This is a genomic window from Actinoplanes sp. HUAS TT8 (assembly GCF_051380535.1).
Taxonomy (GTDB): domain Bacteria; phylum Actinomycetota; class Actinomycetes; order Mycobacteriales; family Micromonosporaceae; genus Actinoplanes.
Genome location: NZ_CP195646.1, coordinates 1,829,423 through 1,847,602 on the forward strand (window position 1 = coordinate 1,829,423; position 18,180 = coordinate 1,847,602).

Genomic DNA, 18,180 nt, shown 5'->3' on the forward strand with positions numbered 1-18,180 from the left:
CGGTCGCATCGGCCCGGGCACCTGTCGGATCAGAGGGTGACGGTCTTGCCGCCGATGGTGACGACCAGGGTTCCGGTGGAGGAGAAGGACCAGGCCAGGGCGCCGCTGTAGGTCGCGCAGCGGGAGCCGTTGGTGCCCGACCAGAACTGGTTGGAGCTGTCCGAGTCGCCGATGATCCGGTCGTTGGTGCCGCTGCTGAAGCGGCACGACGTGTTGGTGCGGAACACCGACGTACCGCCGTCGAAGTTGAAGTTGCGTTCGCCGTTGTCGATGCTCAGGTTGTTCGAGACGGTCAGCGAGCCCGGGTTGCTGTTGTAGGTGAAGCCGTGCTTGCCGTTGCGGTAGGCGATGCTGCGCCGTACGACGTGGTTGACCGCGATGTCCTCGCCGCCCAGCTTGTAGCCGTTGCGGTCGCCCGCGCCGGCCTGCGAGCCGTCGGTGAGCGTGCCGTTGTCGTAGGAGAGCGAGTCCTCGATCGTCACCGGCCCGATCGGCCCGGTGTCGGTCTTGGTGTAGAGGTCCCAGCCGTCGTCGATGTTGTTGTGCGACACCGCGTACCGGAAGACGTTGCCGGTGCCGACGGTCAGTTTGGCCGCGAAGCCGTCCGCGTCCTCGCCGTCGGAGTCCGCGTTGTCGTGCGACTCGGAGCTCAGGACCAGGTTGTTCGACGGCCACTGCGAGGTCGGGGTGTCCGACGCGATCCGGGAGATCTGCAGGCCGCTGTCCCGGTTGAACCTGGTCACGGTCCGTTCGATGGTGTTGTTGCTGCCCCCGACGAAGATCCCGTTGTCACCGGCGTGTTCGACGACCAGGCCGTACAGATGCCAGTAGTTGCCGTTCAGGGCCAGGCCGCGGTTGGCCGAGTCCTCGGTCTGGGCCGAGAAGTTCAAGACCGGAATTTCCCCGGGGTACGCGGTGAGAGTCTTGAGCGCGCCCGCCGCACCGTTGTTCCCGGCCGCGATGGTCACCGTCTGCGCGTAGTTGTAGGTCCCGCCGCGCAGGTAGATCGTCCCGCCGGCCGCGATCCGGGTGAGTGCCGAGGTCAACGTGGTCGGCGCCGACTGGGTTCCGGCCGCGCCGTCGGTGCCGCTCGGCGACACGTAGACGGCACCCGTGGTCGGCGGGGTCGAGGTCGACGGCGTCGGGGAGGGTGAGGACGACGACGGCACCGAGGTCGGCGAACTGGTCGCGGTGCCACCCGGGTTGTCGTCGACCACGATGTCGTCGAAACGGCCGGCCGCGTACTCGGTGAGCAGCCCGATCCGTCCGCTGGAGATCGACGAATCGGTGGCGCTGCCGACGCTGGTGCCGTTGACCGAGCCGCTGATCGTGGTCCCGTTGACGGTCAGCCTCAGCGTGTAGAACGTGCTGGTCGAGACGGTCTGACTCAGACTCGCCAGGACGGTGATCGCGCTGCCGTTCATGGCTTCCAGCTGCACCTTGTCGGCGCCGGTGAGCGACAGCCGGTACATCTTGGTCGCCCCGGCCGCCCGCGCGGTCAGCGCGACCACGCCGCCGGTCGAGCCGAACGCGGTGGCCTTGACCCGGGCCTGGACGGCGTAGTTGGTCCAGGACGAGGTGCCGCCGAACTCGCGGGCCCGTTCGCTGGTCGTGTCCGACTGCTGCAGAACCTTGGTGCCGTCGGTGACGACCGACCAGGTGCCGCCCGATTTCGACCAGGCGCTGGTCGATCCGGATTCGAAGTCGGCGCTGAACACGGTAGCGGCCTGGGCGGTCGCCACGGTGACGGCGAGTCCCGCGGTCACCAGTGCGGCCAGTGCTCCCGCACCGGCCGCCCGGCGCAGGCGACGAGGGTGTACGGATGGTGCCATGCGATTTTTCTCCCTGTCGGAAAAAGATCCCGCCGGCATTTCTCAGGCGCTGCGATTATGTGCAGTCTTCTACCTCGCGGCGCAGCTCTGACCTGCACCGCGGCCTGATTCATGGGGATGTGGGGCCGACGGAATGGGGGGAACGGAAGTGGTGCCGTGACCGAATCTCCCACCATCGGAAGAGGAGAGTCAACGATTCTCATTTGCAGGTTTGTTGCAGCCTTACCGATGCTGTGGATCTATGTCTTGAATGTCTGACCATTGCCAATTGTCTATTTCGCGACTCAATGTATCCGACTTTCGGGCCTATGGTGTGCGGCGTTGCACCACTAGATGCATCGGTCACGCACCTCCAAGGGGGAAGGGGGCGGCCATGCCGCGTCTCCTGCACGGAAGAATCGTCACCGAGGAAGAACTGGCCCGGGCTTCCGGCGAACTCGCCGACTTCAGTGCCCGGTCGCCGGCGCTCTTCGCGGTGACCAAACCGGTCGACTCACACCATTTCGACTTCCTGTTCCCGGCGTTGCAGGAGGACGAGGCCAACCTTCTGCCCGAAGCCGCCAATACTCCGGAGCTGCTCAAGCGGCTCGGCGCGACGATGGTCGACGCCGACGTGGCCGGACAGGACAGCCCGATCCCGGCCGCCTACACGTACTTCGGACAGTTCGTCGACCACGACATCACCCTGGAGTCCGGAACCTCGGCGACCATGGCCCAGCTGCTCGACCCGGGCATGACCCCGCTGTCGCTCACCGACATCCGCAACGCGTTGCGCAACCTGCGCACCGGCGAGCTGGACCTGGACAGCGTGTACGGCGCGCCCGCGCCGCGGAACCCGGCCAACGTGGCGAAGATGCTGCTCGGCACCGTCGCCCCGCTGAACAACCCGAATCCGCCGTTCAAGCGCCCGCCCGGCAAGAGCGACGACAACGACCTGCCCCGCGAACCGGCCGGGCCGGACATCGAGCACGACCGCGCGGCGCTGACCGGCGACCCGCGCAACGACGAGAACCTGATCATCGCCCAGCTGCACGTGGCCTTCCTCAAGGCCCACAACAAGCTGATCGACCAGGGGTTCTCGTTCGGCGAGGCGGGCCGGATCCTGCGCCAGCACTACCAGCACGTCGTGGTGCACGACTTCCTGAAGCGGATCGCCGAGCCGGCCGTCGTGGACGACATCGTCGACCACGGCAACCGCTGGTTCGACCCGGCCGCCGAACCGTTGCGGATGCCGCTCGAATTCTCGGTCGCCGCATACCGGCTCGGCCACACGATGGTGCGCGCCGGATACGACTTCAACGTCAACTTCAACACCAGGCCCGGAGGCGTACGGGCGAGTCTGGAGCTGCTCTTCACGTTCACCGCGCTCAGCGGTGAGGTCGGCAACTTCCCGACGCTGCCCGAGAACTGGATCATCGAGTGGGAGAACATCATCGGCGGCGCCGACGTGATGAAGGCCCGCAAGCTCGACACCAACGTCGCCACCACCGGTGACCGGGCGCTGTTCGCCCTGCGCAAGGTGGACGGCACGCCGGAGACCCCGCCCGACGCGGGCCGCCTGGCCGTGCGCAACCTGCTGCGCGGCTACCGGCTGCGGCTGCCGACCGGGCAGGCCGTGGCACAGTTGCTCGGACTGCCGGTGATGACCAAGGACGAGGTGCTGGCCGCGGCGGGCAGCCCGCAGCAGGTGGCCGCGTTGACCGCCGGGGGCTTCGAGTCCCGTACGCCCCTGTGGTTCTACGTCCTGGCCGAGGCCAACCACGCCCACGCCGGTCAGCGGCTCGGCCCGCTCGGCAGCACGCTCGTCGCCGAGGTGCTGATCGGACTGGTCCGGCGCAGCCAGGACTCGTTCCTGCGGCAGCCGGGCTGGAAACCGTCGCTGGCGTCGGCCAAGGCCGGCACGTTCGAGCTGGCCGACCTGCTGCGCTTCGCCGGGGTGCTCTCCGGGGGCACGCAGCAGCCGCCGCCGGCTCCGACGACGTACACGGTGAAGAAGGGCGACACCCTCACCGGCATCGCGAAATCACAGCTGGGCGACGGGAACCGGTGGCCGCAGATCTTCGTGCTGAACCGGGCCGTCATCAAGAACCCGAACGTCATCTTCCCCGGTCAGGTGCTGCACCTGCCGCCGAGGACACCGGTCGGGACGATCCCGCGGCTCTACACGGTCAAGAAGGGCGACACGCTCAGCGGCATCGCCAAGGCCCTGCTGGGCAACGCGAACCGCTTCCCGGAGATCTTCAATCTGAACCGGGCGATCCTGTCCAACCCGGACCGGATCATTCCCGGTCAGGTGCTGGTGATTCCAGCGAAATGACGAACCGCGAGCCGCCCGACGGGTTCGGCTCGTACCGGATGTCGCCGTGGTTGGCCTGGGCCAGCCCACGGACGATGTAGAGGCCCAGGCCGGTGCCCTTGACCGAGGTCGCGTCGCGGTCGGCCCGGGCCAGGCGTTCGAAGAGACGGTTCCGGAACTCCTCCGGGACTCCGGGACCGTCGTCCTCGACCGCCACCTCGACCAGCGACGACGTGACCGACACCCGGACGGCGGTGGCGCCGCCGCCGTACTTGCGGGCGTTGGACAGCAGGTTGACCAGGATCTGCTGCAGATGCCCGGGGTGGAAGAGGGCCCGCGCGTCCGGCCCGGAGACCGGCACCGCCGCCGCGTCGGCCGCCCACAGCGCCCGGTCGATCTCCTCCCGCAGGTCCAGCCGCCGCCGGTCGGCCCGGATCTTGCCCGACTCGATGGTGACCATCGCCAGGACCTCCTGGACGATCTCGTCCAGCGTGCCGGCCTGCCGGGCGATCGCGTCGATGGCCCGGCCCCGGCGCTCGTCGCTCAGCGCCGCCCAGTCGTCGGTGAGGATCTCCGCGTTGCCCCGGATCGAGGTCAGCGGGTTGCCGATCTCGTGGCCGAGCATCCCGATGATGTCGAGTTTCAGCTGGTTGGCCGCCTCCAGCTCGGTGTTGCGCTCCTCCAGGGCGGCCGTCGCGGCGTCGCGGGCCTGCTCGGCGGCGCGGCGGCTGGTGATGTCGGTGATCACGCCGACCAGCAGTTTCGGGTTACCGTCGGCGTCGCGGACCATGGACACGGTCGCCTCGACCGGCACCCAGTGCCCGTCGGCGTGCCGCAACCGGGACTCGGTGGTGTAGGAGTCGCCGTCGCCGGCGAACAGCCCGGCGATCCGCTGCTGCCCGGCCACCCGGTCGTCCGGGTGGGTCAGCTCCCGGGTCGACATCCCGGCCAGCTCCTCGACGGGACGGCCGAGCATCGCGCCGTAGGCCGGGTTCGCGCTGATCATGGTGCCGTCCAGGGCACTGATGACCTGCGCGACCGCCGTGTTGGAGAACTGGGCGCGCAGCCGTTCGGCGCTCTCGGCCAGGGCCACCTCGGCCGCCCGGGCCGCGGTCTGGTCCGCGTTCACCTCCAGGACCTGCGCGTTGTCCGGGTCGAGAGAATGCAGAACCTGACGGCTCAGAACATTGACGGTACGGCCGTCGGCCGTGATGTGGTCGAGCTGCCCGTTCCAGTGGCCGTCGTCCTGCAGCGCCCGCTCCTGCTCGGCCCGGCTGCCGCCCTGCGGGAACGTGGTGTGCAGCAACCGGTGCGAGGACTTGCCGCGGGCCGCGGACAGGGGCCAGCCGTAGAGCTGCGTCGCCCCGTCGTTCCACCAGCGGATGTTCCCGTCCAGGTCACGCACGATCACGGCGGCCGGGATCAGCTCGAAGAGCCGCGCGGTCCGGCGCAGCTGCGCGTCGGCCTCGCGGGCCGCGGTCACGTCCTCGACCTGGTTGACCACGTAGCGGGCCCGGTTGCGCTCGTCGGTGACCACGGCGACCCGCACCGACACCCAGATGGTGTGCCCGTCCTTGTGCCGGTACCGGCGCTCGGTGGTCAGCGTGTCGATCTCCCGGTCGATCAGCCGCCGGGCGAACTCGCGGGTGCTCGCCACCTCGTCCGGGTGGGTCAGGTCGGCGAACCGCATCGCGGTCAGTTCCTCCTGCGACCAGCCGGTGATCGCCGTCATCGCCGGGTTGGCCTGCAGATACCGGCCGAAGTCCTCGTCCCGCAGGCTGCACAGGGTCAGGCCCAGCGGCGAGTTGTCGAAGGTCAGCCGGAAGCGCTGCTCGCTGATCTCCAGCTCGCGCAGCGCCGCCGCGTTGCGGGTGGCGTCGTCGGCGTGCCGCAGCGCGGCGCTCAGGCTGTCGGCCAGCAGGGCCAGCTGCTGCTCGTCGGTGTCGTCGAATGCGTACGCCGACGCGGCCGACACCTTCAGGACGCCGATCACCTTCTTGTCCGCGTGCAGCGGTGCCACGAGCATCGAGCCGATCCCCAGCTCCTCGCACTTGGCCCGGTTGACCCGCTCGTCGGTCGCGGTGTCGGCGCAGTGCGCGGGGGAGTCGGTGGCCAGCGCGATCCCGCTGAGCGAACCCGAGCGCGGAAGCCGGGTGCCGTTGAACGGGGTGAGCGTGCCGGCCGTGGCGACGTAGACCAGCTGATCGTCCTCGACCAGCTCGACCGCGGCGCCGTCGGCGGCCGGGAACAGGTCGACGGCCCGGGCGGCGACGACCCGTACCGTGGCCGCGCGGTCGGTCGCCGCCTCGGTGACCTCCCGCTGCACGGCCAGGGTGCCGCGCAGCCGGCGCACCTCACGCTCGGTCGCCTCCTCGGCGGCCCGCTCGGCGGTGATGTCCCGCAGCTGCACCACGGCGGTGGCCGGACCGTGCTCGTCGAAGATCACCGACGTGTGGGCCGCGACCGTCAACGGGGTGCCGTCCTGGCGCCGCAGCATGATCTCCCGCTGGCCGCGGGTCCGCTCGCCGTTGGCCATGATGGTCAGGTTGCGCTCCAGCTCCTCGCTCGGGCCGTCCCCGATCAGCGTCTCGAAGTGCATGCCGACGGCCTCGGCGTCGCGGTAGCCGAAGAGCCGGCAGAACGCCGGGTTGGACAGGACGATCCGGCCGCGGTCGTCGTCCCGCAGGCCGAGCACGATCCGGGCGATCGGGCTGTTGTCGGCCACCTCGGCGAACTGGCGTTCGCTGCGTTCGAGGCGGGCCATCGCGGCCAGCGTCGCCGCCTGCTCCCGTTCCAGGGCCTCGACCGCCGCGGTCGTACGGCTCAGCAGGTCCTGCCGGATCGCCGCGTCCTCGGCGTGCCGCAGCGCGTTGCCGACCGCGTCGGCCAGCAGGGTGAGCTGCTGCTCGTCCCCGTCGTCGAACGCGCCGGCCCGTCCGCTGCCGACCATCAGTACGCCGAACGTGCCGCTGCCGGGCGCCCGCAACGGCGCGATGATCAGCGAACCCATCCCGGTGGCCCGCGCGATGGCCGGGTTCACCCGCGGATCACCGGTCGTGTCGTCGCAGCGCACCGTGCCGCCGCTGGTGACCGCCACCCCGGCCAGCGAATCGGTGACCGGCACGTCAGGCAGGTCCATCCCGACCGCGGCGGCCGGGCGCAGCAGGCCGGCCGCGACGTCCAGCAGGTGCACCGACGCGGCCGTGCCGGACGGCAGGACCTGCAGCGCGCGGTCGGCGATCAGCGCGACCAGGGCGTCCCGGTCGGCGACCATCGCGCCGATCTCGCGCTGCACAGCGATCGTGGTGCGCAGCCGCTCGGCCTCGCGGGCCGTGGTCTGCTCGGCGACGACCAGCCGCTCCTGGTTGCGGCGTTCGGTGGAGACGTCGGCCAGCTGGGCCAGCAGCTGCAGGGGTGCGCCGGACTCGGACGCGAGCGGGGACACGGTCAGCCGGCACCAGAAGGGGTGACCGTTCTTGCCCACGTACCGGAAATCGCCCTGGAAAGAGGGGGTGACGCCGTTCGCCATGTCGTGCAGCATCGCGACGCACGCATCCCGGTCGTCCGGGTGCGTCACGTCACGCAGGGTGAGCGCGGCCAGCTCGGTGCCGGTGTAGCCGAGCATCGCCGAGACCGCCGGATTGGCCCGCACCCAGGCGCCGTCGGTGCCGAGCACGGCCATCCCGATCGGCGACGAGTCGACGAGGGTGCGGAACCGGGCCTCGCTGTCGGCCAGCGCCGGCCGGCCGCTGCTCTCCACGATCTCGGCGAACAGGAACTGATGTCCGTCACGGTCGGTGACCATGAGGTTCTGGCTGACGATCCACACCCGGGAGCCGTCCCGGCGGATCAGGATCCGCTCCATCGCCATCACGTCGCACTCGCCGCGGGTCATGGCCTCGAACAGCGCCGCCACCGGCTCGACCCGGTCCTCGTCGAGCAGCATCATGGCCGACTTGCCGATCAGCTGCTCGGCGGGGTAACCGACCAGCTCGCAGAATGCGGCGTTGACCGCGGTGAACGTGCCGTAGTCGTCCGGGGCCAGGCTGAGCACCAGCTTCGGCACCGGACTGCGGTCGAAAGCGTGCGCCAACAGCTCCAGCGGCTGGCCTTCCAGCCGCGCCCGGAACCCGACACTCATACCACCCTGATCGGCCGATCAGGGCAACGAATGAGCCGGTCGGGCCGGGACCGGGACCTCGGCGACGAGTTCGGCCCGGTGCTCCGGGTGTGCGCGGTAGAAGGCCAGGGAGCGGGCGAGGAAGCCCGGGTCGATGTGCAGCTTGGCGACGGGGAGGCGGATCGGCTCGTCCCAGCCGGCCCGCCGGCTCCCGAACCAGCCCCGGACCGTGATCCCGGCCGGCCCGATCGTCACCGTGGGCCGCTCGTTCAACGCCACCACGACCGCCGTGACCAGGGTCAGCAGGCCGAACACGAGCATGAACACGTCCAGCCCGGTGCCGCCGGTGTCGCCGACCTGGACGAGGGCGAAGCCGGCGTTCCAGCCCAGGACGACCGCGAGGATGCCGCGCGTCTGCGGATTCGGGCCGGCCGAGAAGTCCGGCCCCCAGGCGGCCGGTCGCTTCCGGACCGGGCGGGTGACCAGCACGTACGCCACGGTCGGGAGGACCAGGCTGATCAGGTGGACGACCAGGAACGTGAGGAAGGTCGAGCGGAAGGAGCCCGGGTGGGCCCACGCCTGCCCGGCGACGCGCAGCACACACGCGAGCAGGGCGAACGGGAGGGCGAGCAGGCGTGCGGTGCGTATGGCCACGGCGAAAGGGTAGAACAGCCCCTCCAGAATTTATGTCCTAGGACATAACTGGTAGCGTGCCGGTGTGATCGAAGGGAACACGGCGGCGGAGATCGCGCGGTCGGTGCGGGGACTCGTGCACGCGGGCGAGCTGCCGGCCGGTGCCGCGCTGCCCGCCATCCGCGAACTGGCCGTCCGGCTCGGCGTCAACCGCAACACCGTCGCGGCGGCCTATGCGCAGCTCGCGACCGCGGGCGTGGTCGAGGCCCGGCGACGCGGCGGGACGATCGTGCTCGGCCTGCCCGAGGTCGAGGGCGAAGGCCACACGCCCGGCGGCGACCTGGTCAACCTGGCCGACGGCAACCCCGACCCGGCGCTGCTGCCGGCCCTGGCCGAGGCCGTCGCCGGATACGAGCCGGTGCTCTACGGAGCGCCGCCGGTCGACGAACGCCTGCACCGGCTCGCCGGCGACCTGCCCGACCCGCACCGGCTCGTCCTCGCCAACGGCGCCGCCGACGCGATGGAACGGCTGCTCACCACCCACCTCACCCGCGGCGACCAGGTCGCCGTCGAGGAGCCGTGCTACCTGGCGGCGATCGGGACCCTGCGGGTGAACGGATTCCGGGCCGTGCCGGTGCCGGTCGACGCCGACGGGATGTCGCCGTCCGCCCTGGCCGCGGCGCTCGCGGGCGGGGCCCGGGCCGTGATCTGCACACCCCGGGCGCACAACCCGACCGGGGCCGCGCTCACGGCGGAACGGGCCGAGGCGCTGAGGGCGGTGCTCACGCCGTACGGCGAAATCCTGATGATCGAAGATGATCACTTCTCGATGATCTCGGCGCGGGAATATCACCGCGTCACGCCGGCCGGGCATCCGCGCTGGGCGTTGGTGCGATCGGTGTCGAAATTCCTCGGCCCCGACCTGCGGCTGGCGTTCGTGCTGGCCGACCCGGCGACGGCGGCGCGACTGGAGACCGGCGCGACCTGGGTCAGCCACCTGCTGCAACACGTCGTGGCCTCGGCCTGGGACGTCGAACGGTTCGCGCGGGCCCGCGACGCGTACGCGGCCCGCTCCGGCCTGCTCATCACCGAGCTCGGCCATGTGGGCATCGCGCTGCCCCGGCCGGACGGTCTCAACGTGTGGATCCCCGTCCCGGAGTACGGATTCGCCGATGCCCTGGCCGCCCGCGGCTGGGCCGTGCGCGACGGCCGGGACTTCGCCGCGCGCCGCCCCGCCATCCGGGTCACCACCTCGACCATCACCGCAGCTCAGGCCACGGCATTCGCCGCCGACCTGGCCGCGCTCCTCTGAAGGGACCCCCATGTTCACCGGGCTCAGCGCCTTCCCCCTCACCCCGCTCGCCGACGACCGGCTCGACGAGACCGCGTACGCCGGACTGATCTCCCGGCTCGCCGTGGCCGGCGCCGACTCGATCACCGCACTCGGATCGACCGGCTCCTACGCCTACCTCGACGCCGCCGAACGCGCCCGCGCCGTCCGGATCGCCGTCGCCGAAGCCGGACCGACACCGGTCTTCGCCGGGATCGGGGCGCTGCGCACCTCCCACGTCCTCGCCCACGCGGCCCAGGCCCAGGCCGCGGGCGCGTCCGCGGTGCTGCTGGCGCCCATGACGTATCAGCCGCTCACACCCGACGAGGTCTACGGGCTGTACCAGGACGTGAGCTCGGAACTGTCCGTGCCGCTGATCGTCTACGACAACCCGGGGACGACCCACGTGACCTTCACCGACGACCTCTACGCGGCGATCGCCCGGCTGCCCCACGTGGCATCGCTCAAGATCCCCGGGCCGGTCTCCGAAGAACGAGTCGCCGACCTGCGGAAACTGCTGCCCCCGGAGGTGGCCATCGGAATCTCCGGGGACGTGCACGCGGCCGACGGGCTCGCGCACGGATGCGACGTCTGGTACTCCGTCGTCGGAGGGACGCTGCCTGCGGCAGCGACAGCAATCGTCCGCTCGGTGCCGGGTGCGCCGGAACGCCTCGCTCCGCTGTTCGCATTATTTGCGGCGTACGGGAGTCTGCGCGTGATCGCGGCGGTCGCCGAACAGGTGGGGCTGGTCGCCGGGGCGTGTCTGCCGCGGCCGGTGCGCGGTTTGGACGAAGAGGGCCGGGCCCGGGTGGCGAAGGTCGTCGCCGAGCTGGACCTGGCGTCATGATCGCGGCCGGGCCGGCTGTGGGCCGGGCCGCCGGACCGGGCCCCACGCCATGATCGCCGTCCCGCGGTCGACGCAGTCCCCGCCCACCTCAGGGGGCTTACCGCCACCGAGCATTATCTCCGGTTTCGCCAAGATCATGCGGCCGGCCTGTGGACAAACCGCCAGTGTGGACAACCCTCGATGATCGATACGACGGGCGTACGCTCGGCCCGGTCCTCCGGCCTGGCTCGGTACGTGGCCGCCGCGACCATGGCTCGATCCGCGGACGGTGGCGCGGTCGTGGCGGTCGTCCTGATGGTGACCGTCAGCGGCGCGCCGGGCTGGCTCGCGGGGCTGCTCGGCGCGTGCATCACGGCGCCCCACCTGCTGGGGCCGTTCGTGGCGCGCCGGCTGGACACCGCGCGCGACGGGCGCACGGTGATCGCCGCCGCCTGCGTCGTCCACGGTGGCACGCTGGCCGCGGCGGTGCTGCTGTACCCGCACGTGCCGGCCCCGGTCACCGGTCTGCTCCTGATCGCCTCCGGGCTGGTCGGGCCGCTGCTCACCGGCGGGATCAGCAGCCGGCTGCCGGCCATCGCCGGTCCGGACCGGGTGGCGCAGCGGCGGGCGCAGGGCTGGGACGTGGCGACCTACGGTCTCGGCGGGACGGTCGGGCCGACGATCGTGGCCGCGGTCTCGGCCTGGGCCGGTCCGACCGTCGCGGCGCTGCTGCTGGCGGCGGCGACCGCGCTGGCCGCGGTGCTGGTCCGGATGCTGCCCTACGCGCCGCCGTCCGGAACTCCGGCCGAGGTGCCGCGGCCCGCCCGGACGCTGCTGCTGATGGTGTCGTCGGGGCCGTTGCGGCGGACGCTGTACATGACCGTGACGGTGGCGTTCGCGCTGGCCGCGCTGCCGATCACGGCGGTGGCGGGTACGTCGGCGCTCGGGGTGACGGCGGCTGCGGCCGGGATCCTGACCGCGGCCTACGGCCTGGGGAACCTGGCCGGGTCCGCGGTCGTGATGATCCGCCCGCTGCGGGGTGACGCCGACCGGCTGATGACCCGCCTGGCGGTGGTGGTCGCGGTCGCGCTCGCGGTGACGGCGGCGGGGCCCGGGCTTGCGCCTACCGGGATGGCTGTGGTCGTGCTCATGGCCGCCGCATACTTCGTGACCGGTGTCCTCAACGCGCATTTCTTTGCCGCGACCCTGGCCGCGCGCAGCGAGTACGCCCCGGCGGCTGCTCGTGGCCAGGTCTTCGTCTGGATCGGGGCCGTCAAGATCACTGCGGGTTCGGGTGGGACGGCACTCGCCGGGGCCCTGGTCGGGTTCTCCCTCCACCTGCCGATGGCCCTCGCGGTCGCCCTGGTGGCCGTTGCCGCCGCAGCTTCAGCGCTGGAACGTCGGGGAACGCGCCGTCACCGGCCGGGGTGACCGGCGGAGGTTGTCGTGTGTGACGGTTCGAACAAAGCGTGGCGATTCTTGGAGGCCGATTCCGTCTTATGAGCAGGCGGAGGAGAGAGGATCGAACCATGAGCGAGCCGGAAGTCCTGCTGGACGGTGTGGTGTTCGGCGAGTCACCGCGGTGGCACGACGGGCGGGTGTGGTTCTCCGACTGGGGTGCGAATCAGGTGATCGCCCTGGACGAGAGCGGCCAGCCCGAGGTGATGGCGAGTGTGCCGTCGTTCCCGATGTGCATCGACTTCCTGCCGGACGGGCGGCTCCTCGTCGTCGACTCCGCGCGTCAGCGGCTGCTCCGGCAGGAGGGCGACGGGTCGCTGGTCACCCACGCCGAGCTGGGCGGCCTGTCGCGCAAGCCGTGGAACGACATCGTCGTCGACGATCGTGGGAACGCGTATGTCAACTCGATCGGGTTCGACTTTCCCGGCGGGGAGTATGCGCCGGGCCTGATCGCGCTGGTCAGGGCCGACGGCGAGGTGGTCCGGGTCGCGGACGATCTGGCGTTTCCGAACGGGATGGCGATCACCGCCGACGGGCGGACACTGATCGTGGCGGAGTCGTATGCGGAGCGGCTCACGGCGTACACGATCGGTCCTGACGGTTTTTTGAAAGATCGCCGCGAGTGGGCCTCGACGCCGGGCGATCACCCGGACGGGATCTGTGTCGACGCCGAGGGGGCGGTCTGGTTGGCCGACGTCGGCAACCAGCGCTGCCTGCGCGTTCGCGAGGGTGGGGAGGTGCTCGCGACCGTCGGTTTCGACCGGGGCGCGTTCGCCTGCGTGCTCAGCCGTGAGGAGAGTCCACGGCTGATCGTTGTCGGTCAGAAGTACGGGGGTTCGGAGGAGCGCACCGGCCGGGTCTGGTCGATCCCGGCGCCCGCGGCGGGCGCCGGGCATCCTTGAGCGGCTGCTGTTCGTCCTCGGCCGAGGACGGCGGGGTGCTATTCGTCGGTGGGGACGGCTGTGGGTGTCGGGCGGGAGCGGCTGGATCCGTCGATCACGCATCCGCGGGGCAGGGCCGAGCCCGGCCCGGCGGCGTCGAGGTGTTCGGCCGGATCGGTGCGGGCGGCGGCGGGCGACGGGCGGGCGGCGGCGATCACCATCCGGGTGGTCATCACCGAACTCGACGCGGCGATGCATGCGGCTAGGACTGTGGCCAGGGCGGCGATCACCTGAATCTGTTTCGTCGCCCGGGCGACGATGTTCGCGGCGACCACCTCGGGATGTTCCGGAGGGTCCGCCTCGTCCTGCTGCTCAGTCCTGCTATGTCCTGACATACTCCACATAGTAGTGATCAAGTCCGTCGCGTGCGGGGTTTTCGCAGGTCACCGCCCTGCCCGAGAGGGGGACGTCAGGAGGTTGACGCCGTTGAACGTGACGCGCAGGGCGTAGACGGACGTGCCGGCCGTGATGAACAGGTGGTTGAGCTGCGCGCCGCCGAACGTGAGGTTGGCGACCGGTTCCGGGGTCAGCAGTTTGCCGATCAGCGTGCCGTCGGGCGCGAAGCAGTGCACGCCGTCCCACGCGGCCGCCCAGATCCGGCCGTCGGTGTCCGCCCGGAGCCCGTCGAAGCGCCCGAAGTCGCAGGTCGCGAAGATGTCACCGCCCTGCAGGGCGCCGTAGCCGGTCACCTCGAAGACCCGGATGTGACTGGGCTCCTGCCGGGTGTCGGCGATGTAGAGCAGCCGCTCGTCCGGGGAGAACGCCAGCCCGTTCGGCCGGCTGAAGTCGTCGGCGACCACGCGCAGGTCACCGGTGTCCGGGTCGAGCCGGAAGACGTAGCAGGCGCCGCCGAACTCGCTCTCCGCGCGGTGGCCCTCGTAGTCGCTGCTGATGCCGTAGACCGGATCGGTGAACCAGATCGTCCCGTCGCCGCGCACCACCACGTCGTTCGGGCTGTTCAGGCGGTGGCCCCGGTACGTGTCGGCGAGCACGGTCACGCGGCCGTCGTGCTCGGTGCGGGTCACCCGGCGGTTGCCCTGCTCGCAGGTGATCAGGCGACCCTGCCGGTCCACGGTGTTGCCGTTGGCGTAGCCGGAGTTCTGGCGGAACACGCCGACCGTCCCGCTGGTCTCGTCCCAGCGCATCAGCCGGTCGTTGGGGATGTCGCTCCAGATCAGATAGCGCCCGGCCGGGAAGTAGGCCGGGCCCTCGGTCTTGCGGCAGCCGGTGTGCAGGCGTTCCAGGACGAAGTCGCCGTCGACGTACCGGAACCGTTCGTCGAGCATCGTGAATGCGGTGGCGGTCATGCCCGCAGCGTAGTCATACCGAACCTGGTAAGGTCAAGCACGTCAATTGCCGAACATCATCAGGAGATCGTGTGGACGAGATTGATCGGCAACTGCTGACGCAGCTTCAGGAGGACGCGACGCGGTCCTACGCCGACCTCGGGCGGGCGGTCGGCCTCTCCGCGGCCTCGGCCCATGATCGGGTACGGAAACTGCGCGATCGTGGCGTGATCCGCCGCACCACCGTCGAGGTCGATCCGGCCGCCGTGGATCGGGGCGTCGCCGCCTACGTGATGATCGACGCGAACTCCTGGATGGGTGACGCGCCGACCCGCGACGCGCTGCTGGCGATCCCGTCGATCCAGGAGGCCCACGTCGTTGCCGGCGCGTCGTCGCTGCTGGTCAAGGTCCGCACGGCGACCACCGAGCAGCTCCAGGCGACCCTGCGCGACCTCTACGCCATCGCCGGAGTTTCCGGCACCCGGACCGTGGTCGTCCTGGAGACGTTCTTCGAACGCCCCCTCAGCCTGGACTAACCGAAATGTCGGCTCGGCCGAGAGTGTTCAGGGCATCCGTTCAGCCCGGGGCAGGCGAAGCGCCGCACATGCCGGTCAAGGCTGGAGCGGCTGCAGCGTCCGCTCAGTCCGGGGCGGGCGCAACGGCGGCGAAGGCTGGAGCAGCCACGACGTCCGCTCAGGCCGGGGTGGCTGTGCGCCGGGCGTAGGCCCGCGCGGCCCGCGCCCGGTCACCGCAGCGGACCGAACACCACTGCCGCCGCCCGCCGCGCAGCAGGTAGCGAAGGCAGGGCCGGGAGTCGCAGGCGGCCAGCCGCACCGCGTCCGGCCCGGTGAGCAGATCGGCGGCATCGGCCGCGATCACCCCGAGCGCGTGATCCACGACCTGATCGGTCGGGTGCGGGGCCGACCGGTGCAGCCCGAGTGCCGTGTCCCAGTGCAGTTCGGCCGCGGTCGGCACCCGGGTCAGGGTCGCGTTGACGGTCTCCAGGGCCCCGGCCGGGGGCGGCGCCCCCTGCACGAACGCCGCGAGGATGCCGCGGATGGCCTCGCGCAGCGCCCGCACCCGGCCCGCGCAGATCTCTTTCAGTTCCGCGTCGGCCGGGATCAGTGCCCGCTCGGCCAGCCAGGCGGTCGCCGCGGCCGGGGTGTCGAGGAGATCGGTCACCGTCCCGCCGGGTGTGGCGAGAACGCTGTTGGCCAGGTCGAGGCCGGGATGCCGGTCGGCCCCGGGCGCAGTGTCGATCACAGTTCTCACGGTACCGCTTGCCCTTATCCGTGACAAACGGCTAGCGTCACGGATGACACCACTTCTATCCGTGAGGTTCGCGATGATCAGTGTGCAGACGTTCGGTGGTCCGACCGCGCTGTTCGAGTACGGCGGCCTGCGCTTTCTCACCGACCCGACGTTCGACCAGCCGCGCAGCTACGTCTACCCGAGCCGCACCACACTGGTCCGGCTCGCGCCGCCCAAGGCCGGCCCGGAGACCCTCGGCCGGGTCGACGCGGTGCTGCTCTCCCACGACGAGCACGCCGACAATCTCGACGACGCCGGTCGCGCCCTGCTCGCCGACGTGCCGCTGACGCTCACCACCGTCAGCGGCGCCGGGCGTCTCGGTGGCCGCGCCCGCGGTCTCGCTCCCTGGGAGTCCGTCCAGGTCGGCGACGTCACCGTGACCGGTGTTCCGGCCCAGCACGGCCCGGAGGGCTGCGAGCCGATCACCGGCGACGTGACCGGCTTCGTCCTGACCGGGAACGATCTGCCCACGGTGTACGTGAGCGGCGACAACGCCTCCCTCGAGATCGTCGAGCGGATCGCCGGGCGCTTCGGCCCGGTCCCGACCGTGATCCTGTTCGCCGGGGCCGCGCGCACCGGCCTGTTCGACGGCGCCCTGCTCACCCTGGACAGCGAGCAGGCGGCCGAGGCGGCCCGGATCCTCGGGGCCGACCAGGTCGTCCTGGTCCACCACGACAGCTGGGCCCATTTCACCGAGGGCCGCGACGTCCTGGTCAAGGCGTTCACCCGGGCCGGCCTGCTCGACCGCCTCCAACTCGACTGATCCCGATCAGCGCGGGCCGGCCACGTGAGAGCTACCACCGGCCCGCGGGTCGGGCAACGACCGGGCCGGCGTCACAGCACCGTCAGACCGCGCCCGGTGCTGTGGCTCTCGCTGTTCGGGAAGAGCGCCTCGCGATCCACGTCAGCATGCACATGGCAGCTGATCTTCGCGTCGCCGTCGTCCAGGCAGATCAGGGTGAGCCGCACCTCGTCGGTGTCGCCCGGCCCGAGGTCGGTGTCGGCCGTCCGTACGAAGAAATCGGTGTGTTTCGTCCCGGCCTTGAGCGGTTTGGTCGCCTCCTGGTCGGAGAACGTCTCCCCGGTCAGGACGTCGGGCACGATCAGCTTGGCGACGGCCCCCTTCGTCCCGGCCGCGTCGGCGATCGCCACGTGGTAGAGGACGTTGATCACCCGTACGCCGTTGGGAACGCCGCCGTTGAAGGCGCTCACCGTGAAGGCGCCGATCTGGTCGGTGGTCAGCACGTTCTGGTCCGGGTCGGTCGGCGTGACCTCGGTGATCTTCACGGTCACCAGGCTGTCGACGTAGTCGCGGACCGCGGCCGGGATGTCGTGCAGGACGATGCTCATCGCGATTCTCCTTTGGTCTTCCAGACGCCGTTGAGCAGGGGGAGCAGGACGTATCGGTCGGGGTCGGCGGCGGTCTCGCGCCGCAGTGTGTCGATCGCCTTCTCGGCGTCGGCCGGGGTGGTCAGCCCTTTCGCGTAGGCGACCGGGAGCAGGCTCACGTAGACGCTCTCCAGGATCGGCGTGCCCACCGCGACCGGGACCAGGCGTCCGGCGACGTCGGTGCCGTCCGGTGCGCCGATGCCGGCCTCGGCCATCAGGTACGGCAACCGGCTGCCGGCCCGCACGTCGCACCCGGCCGCCCCGAACGCCTCGATCAGCACCGCGGTCATCTCGTCGACGATGTCCAGCGGCGGGTTCACGCCGACCGCGCTCAGGTCGTAGTCCTGCACCACCAGGTGACCGCCGGGCGCGACGGCGTCCCACAACCGGCGCAGCACCTCCGCCTGCCGCGGCGTGTGGAACAGCAGCAGACGGGCGTGGACCAGGTCGTACGGGCCGCCCGGCACCGGATCGTCCGCGGTCAGGTCGTGGATGATCACCCGGCCCGGCGCCAGTGAGCTGATCCCCGGGTCCAGGTCGATGCCGGTCACCTCGCCGGACGGGCCGACCCGCTCGGCCATCAGCCGCATCGTCTCGCCCGGCCCGCATCCGGCGTCCAGGCAGCGGTCGCCGGTGCCGAGCCCGACCAGATCCAGCAGTCGCGCGGTGTCGGCCGACCAGAGCCGGGCCTGCGCCCGTACCCTCTCGTTCTCCTCTTCGGTGCGCCCCAGCGCATAGTCCGTTGTCTCCATGCACCG

General features: G+C 71.0%; 15 protein-coding genes. 7 read left to right on the plus strand and 8 right to left on the minus strand.

The window, feature by feature from the left end; translation table 11 throughout:
- Positions 1-29 precede the first annotated feature (29 nt).
- On the minus strand, positions 30-1,832 hold the full coding sequence (locus tag ACSHV8_RS08115; RefSeq protein WP_436530952.1) for a right-handed parallel beta-helix repeat-containing protein: 1,803 nt from the start codon (positions 1,830-1,832) through the stop codon (positions 30-32).
- Between the two features lie 373 nt (positions 1,833-2,205).
- Here ACSHV8_RS08115 and ACSHV8_RS08120 point away from each other — a divergent pair, with 373 nt between their 5' ends.
- Positions 2,206-4,149 (plus strand): LysM peptidoglycan-binding domain-containing protein, encoded by a 1,944-nt coding sequence (locus ACSHV8_RS08120; protein WP_436530954.1) that lies wholly within the window; start codon positions 2,206-2,208, stop codon positions 4,147-4,149.
- Here the strand turns inward: ACSHV8_RS08120 and ACSHV8_RS08125 are convergent.
- On the minus strand, positions 4,112-8,269 hold the full coding sequence (locus ACSHV8_RS08125) for a PAS domain S-box protein (RefSeq protein WP_436530956.1): 4,158 nt from the start codon (positions 8,267-8,269) through the stop codon (positions 4,112-4,114). The two genes, ACSHV8_RS08120 and ACSHV8_RS08125, sit on opposite strands and share 38 nt — an antisense overlap.
- Positions 8,270-8,287: 18 nt before the next feature.
- Positions 8,288-8,902, minus strand: coding sequence for a PH domain-containing protein (locus ACSHV8_RS08130; protein ID WP_436530958.1), 615 nt, complete (start codon positions 8,900-8,902; stop codon positions 8,288-8,290).
- A gap of 64 nt (positions 8,903-8,966) precedes the next feature.
- Between ACSHV8_RS08130 and ACSHV8_RS08135 the strand changes: the two genes are divergently transcribed.
- The 4 genes from ACSHV8_RS08135 (at position 8,967) to ACSHV8_RS08150 (ending at position 13,397) form a co-directional block, all read left to right on the plus strand.
- Entirely contained in the window at positions 8,967-10,193 is a 1,227-nt protein-coding gene (locus tag ACSHV8_RS08135) for an aminotransferase class I/II-fold pyridoxal phosphate-dependent enzyme (RefSeq protein ID WP_436530960.1), read from the plus strand.
- 10 nt (positions 10,194-10,203) lie between these two features.
- The gene (locus ACSHV8_RS08140; RefSeq protein WP_436530962.1) at positions 10,204-11,058 is read left to right on the plus strand and encodes a dihydrodipicolinate synthase family protein; all 855 of its coding nucleotides are present in this window, start codon (positions 10,204-10,206) and stop codon (positions 11,056-11,058) included.
- Between the two features lie 180 nt (positions 11,059-11,238).
- A complete protein-coding gene (locus ACSHV8_RS08145; protein WP_436530964.1) occupies positions 11,239-12,468 on the plus strand; it encodes an MFS transporter in 1,230 nt (409 codons plus the stop codon).
- A 98-nt stretch (positions 12,469-12,566) separates the two neighbouring features.
- Positions 12,567-13,397 (plus strand): SMP-30/gluconolactonase/LRE family protein, encoded by an 831-nt coding sequence (locus ACSHV8_RS08150; RefSeq protein ID WP_436530966.1) that lies wholly within the window; start codon positions 12,567-12,569, stop codon positions 13,395-13,397.
- 38 nt (positions 13,398-13,435) lie between these two features.
- On the opposite strand, the gene ACSHV8_RS08155 is transcribed toward ACSHV8_RS08150, so the two are convergent.
- The gene (locus ACSHV8_RS08155) at positions 13,436-13,771 is read right to left on the minus strand and encodes a hypothetical protein (protein ID WP_436530968.1); all 336 of its coding nucleotides are present in this window, start codon (positions 13,769-13,771) and stop codon (positions 13,436-13,438) included.
- Positions 13,772-13,819: 48 nt separating this feature from the next.
- The gene (locus ACSHV8_RS08160; RefSeq protein WP_436530969.1) at positions 13,820-14,743 is read right to left on the minus strand and encodes an SMP-30/gluconolactonase/LRE family protein; all 924 of its coding nucleotides are present in this window, start codon (positions 14,741-14,743) and stop codon (positions 13,820-13,822) included.
- A 71-nt stretch (positions 14,744-14,814) separates the two neighbouring features.
- On the opposite strand from ACSHV8_RS08160, the gene ACSHV8_RS08165 reads away from it, so the two are divergent.
- A complete protein-coding gene (locus tag ACSHV8_RS08165) occupies positions 14,815-15,258 on the plus strand; it encodes an Lrp/AsnC family transcriptional regulator (RefSeq protein WP_436530971.1) in 444 nt (147 codons plus the stop codon).
- 157 nt (positions 15,259-15,415) lie between these two features.
- Here the strand turns inward: ACSHV8_RS08165 and ACSHV8_RS08170 are convergent, their stop codons facing one another.
- On the minus strand, positions 15,416-16,021 hold the full coding sequence (locus ACSHV8_RS08170; protein ID WP_436530973.1) for a CGNR zinc finger domain-containing protein: 606 nt from the start codon (positions 16,019-16,021) through the stop codon (positions 15,416-15,418).
- Between the two features lie 46 nt (positions 16,022-16,067).
- Here ACSHV8_RS08170 and ACSHV8_RS08175 point away from each other — a divergent pair, with 46 nt between their 5' ends.
- Positions 16,068-16,796: an MBL fold metallo-hydrolase gene (locus ACSHV8_RS08175; RefSeq protein WP_436530975.1), complete on the plus strand. Its 729-nt coding sequence runs from the start codon at positions 16,068-16,070 to the stop codon at positions 16,794-16,796.
- Between the two features lie 71 nt (positions 16,797-16,867).
- Here the strand turns inward: ACSHV8_RS08175 and ACSHV8_RS08180 are convergent, their stop codons facing one another.
- Positions 16,868-17,383 (minus strand): hypothetical protein, encoded by a 516-nt coding sequence (locus tag ACSHV8_RS08180; RefSeq protein WP_436530977.1) that lies wholly within the window; start codon positions 17,381-17,383, stop codon positions 16,868-16,870.
- A complete protein-coding gene (locus ACSHV8_RS08185; protein WP_436530979.1) occupies positions 17,380-18,174 on the minus strand; it encodes a class I SAM-dependent methyltransferase in 795 nt (264 codons plus the stop codon). Before ACSHV8_RS08185 ends, ACSHV8_RS08180 begins: the two co-directional genes overlap by 4 nt.
- Positions 18,175-18,180 lie beyond the last annotated feature (6 nt).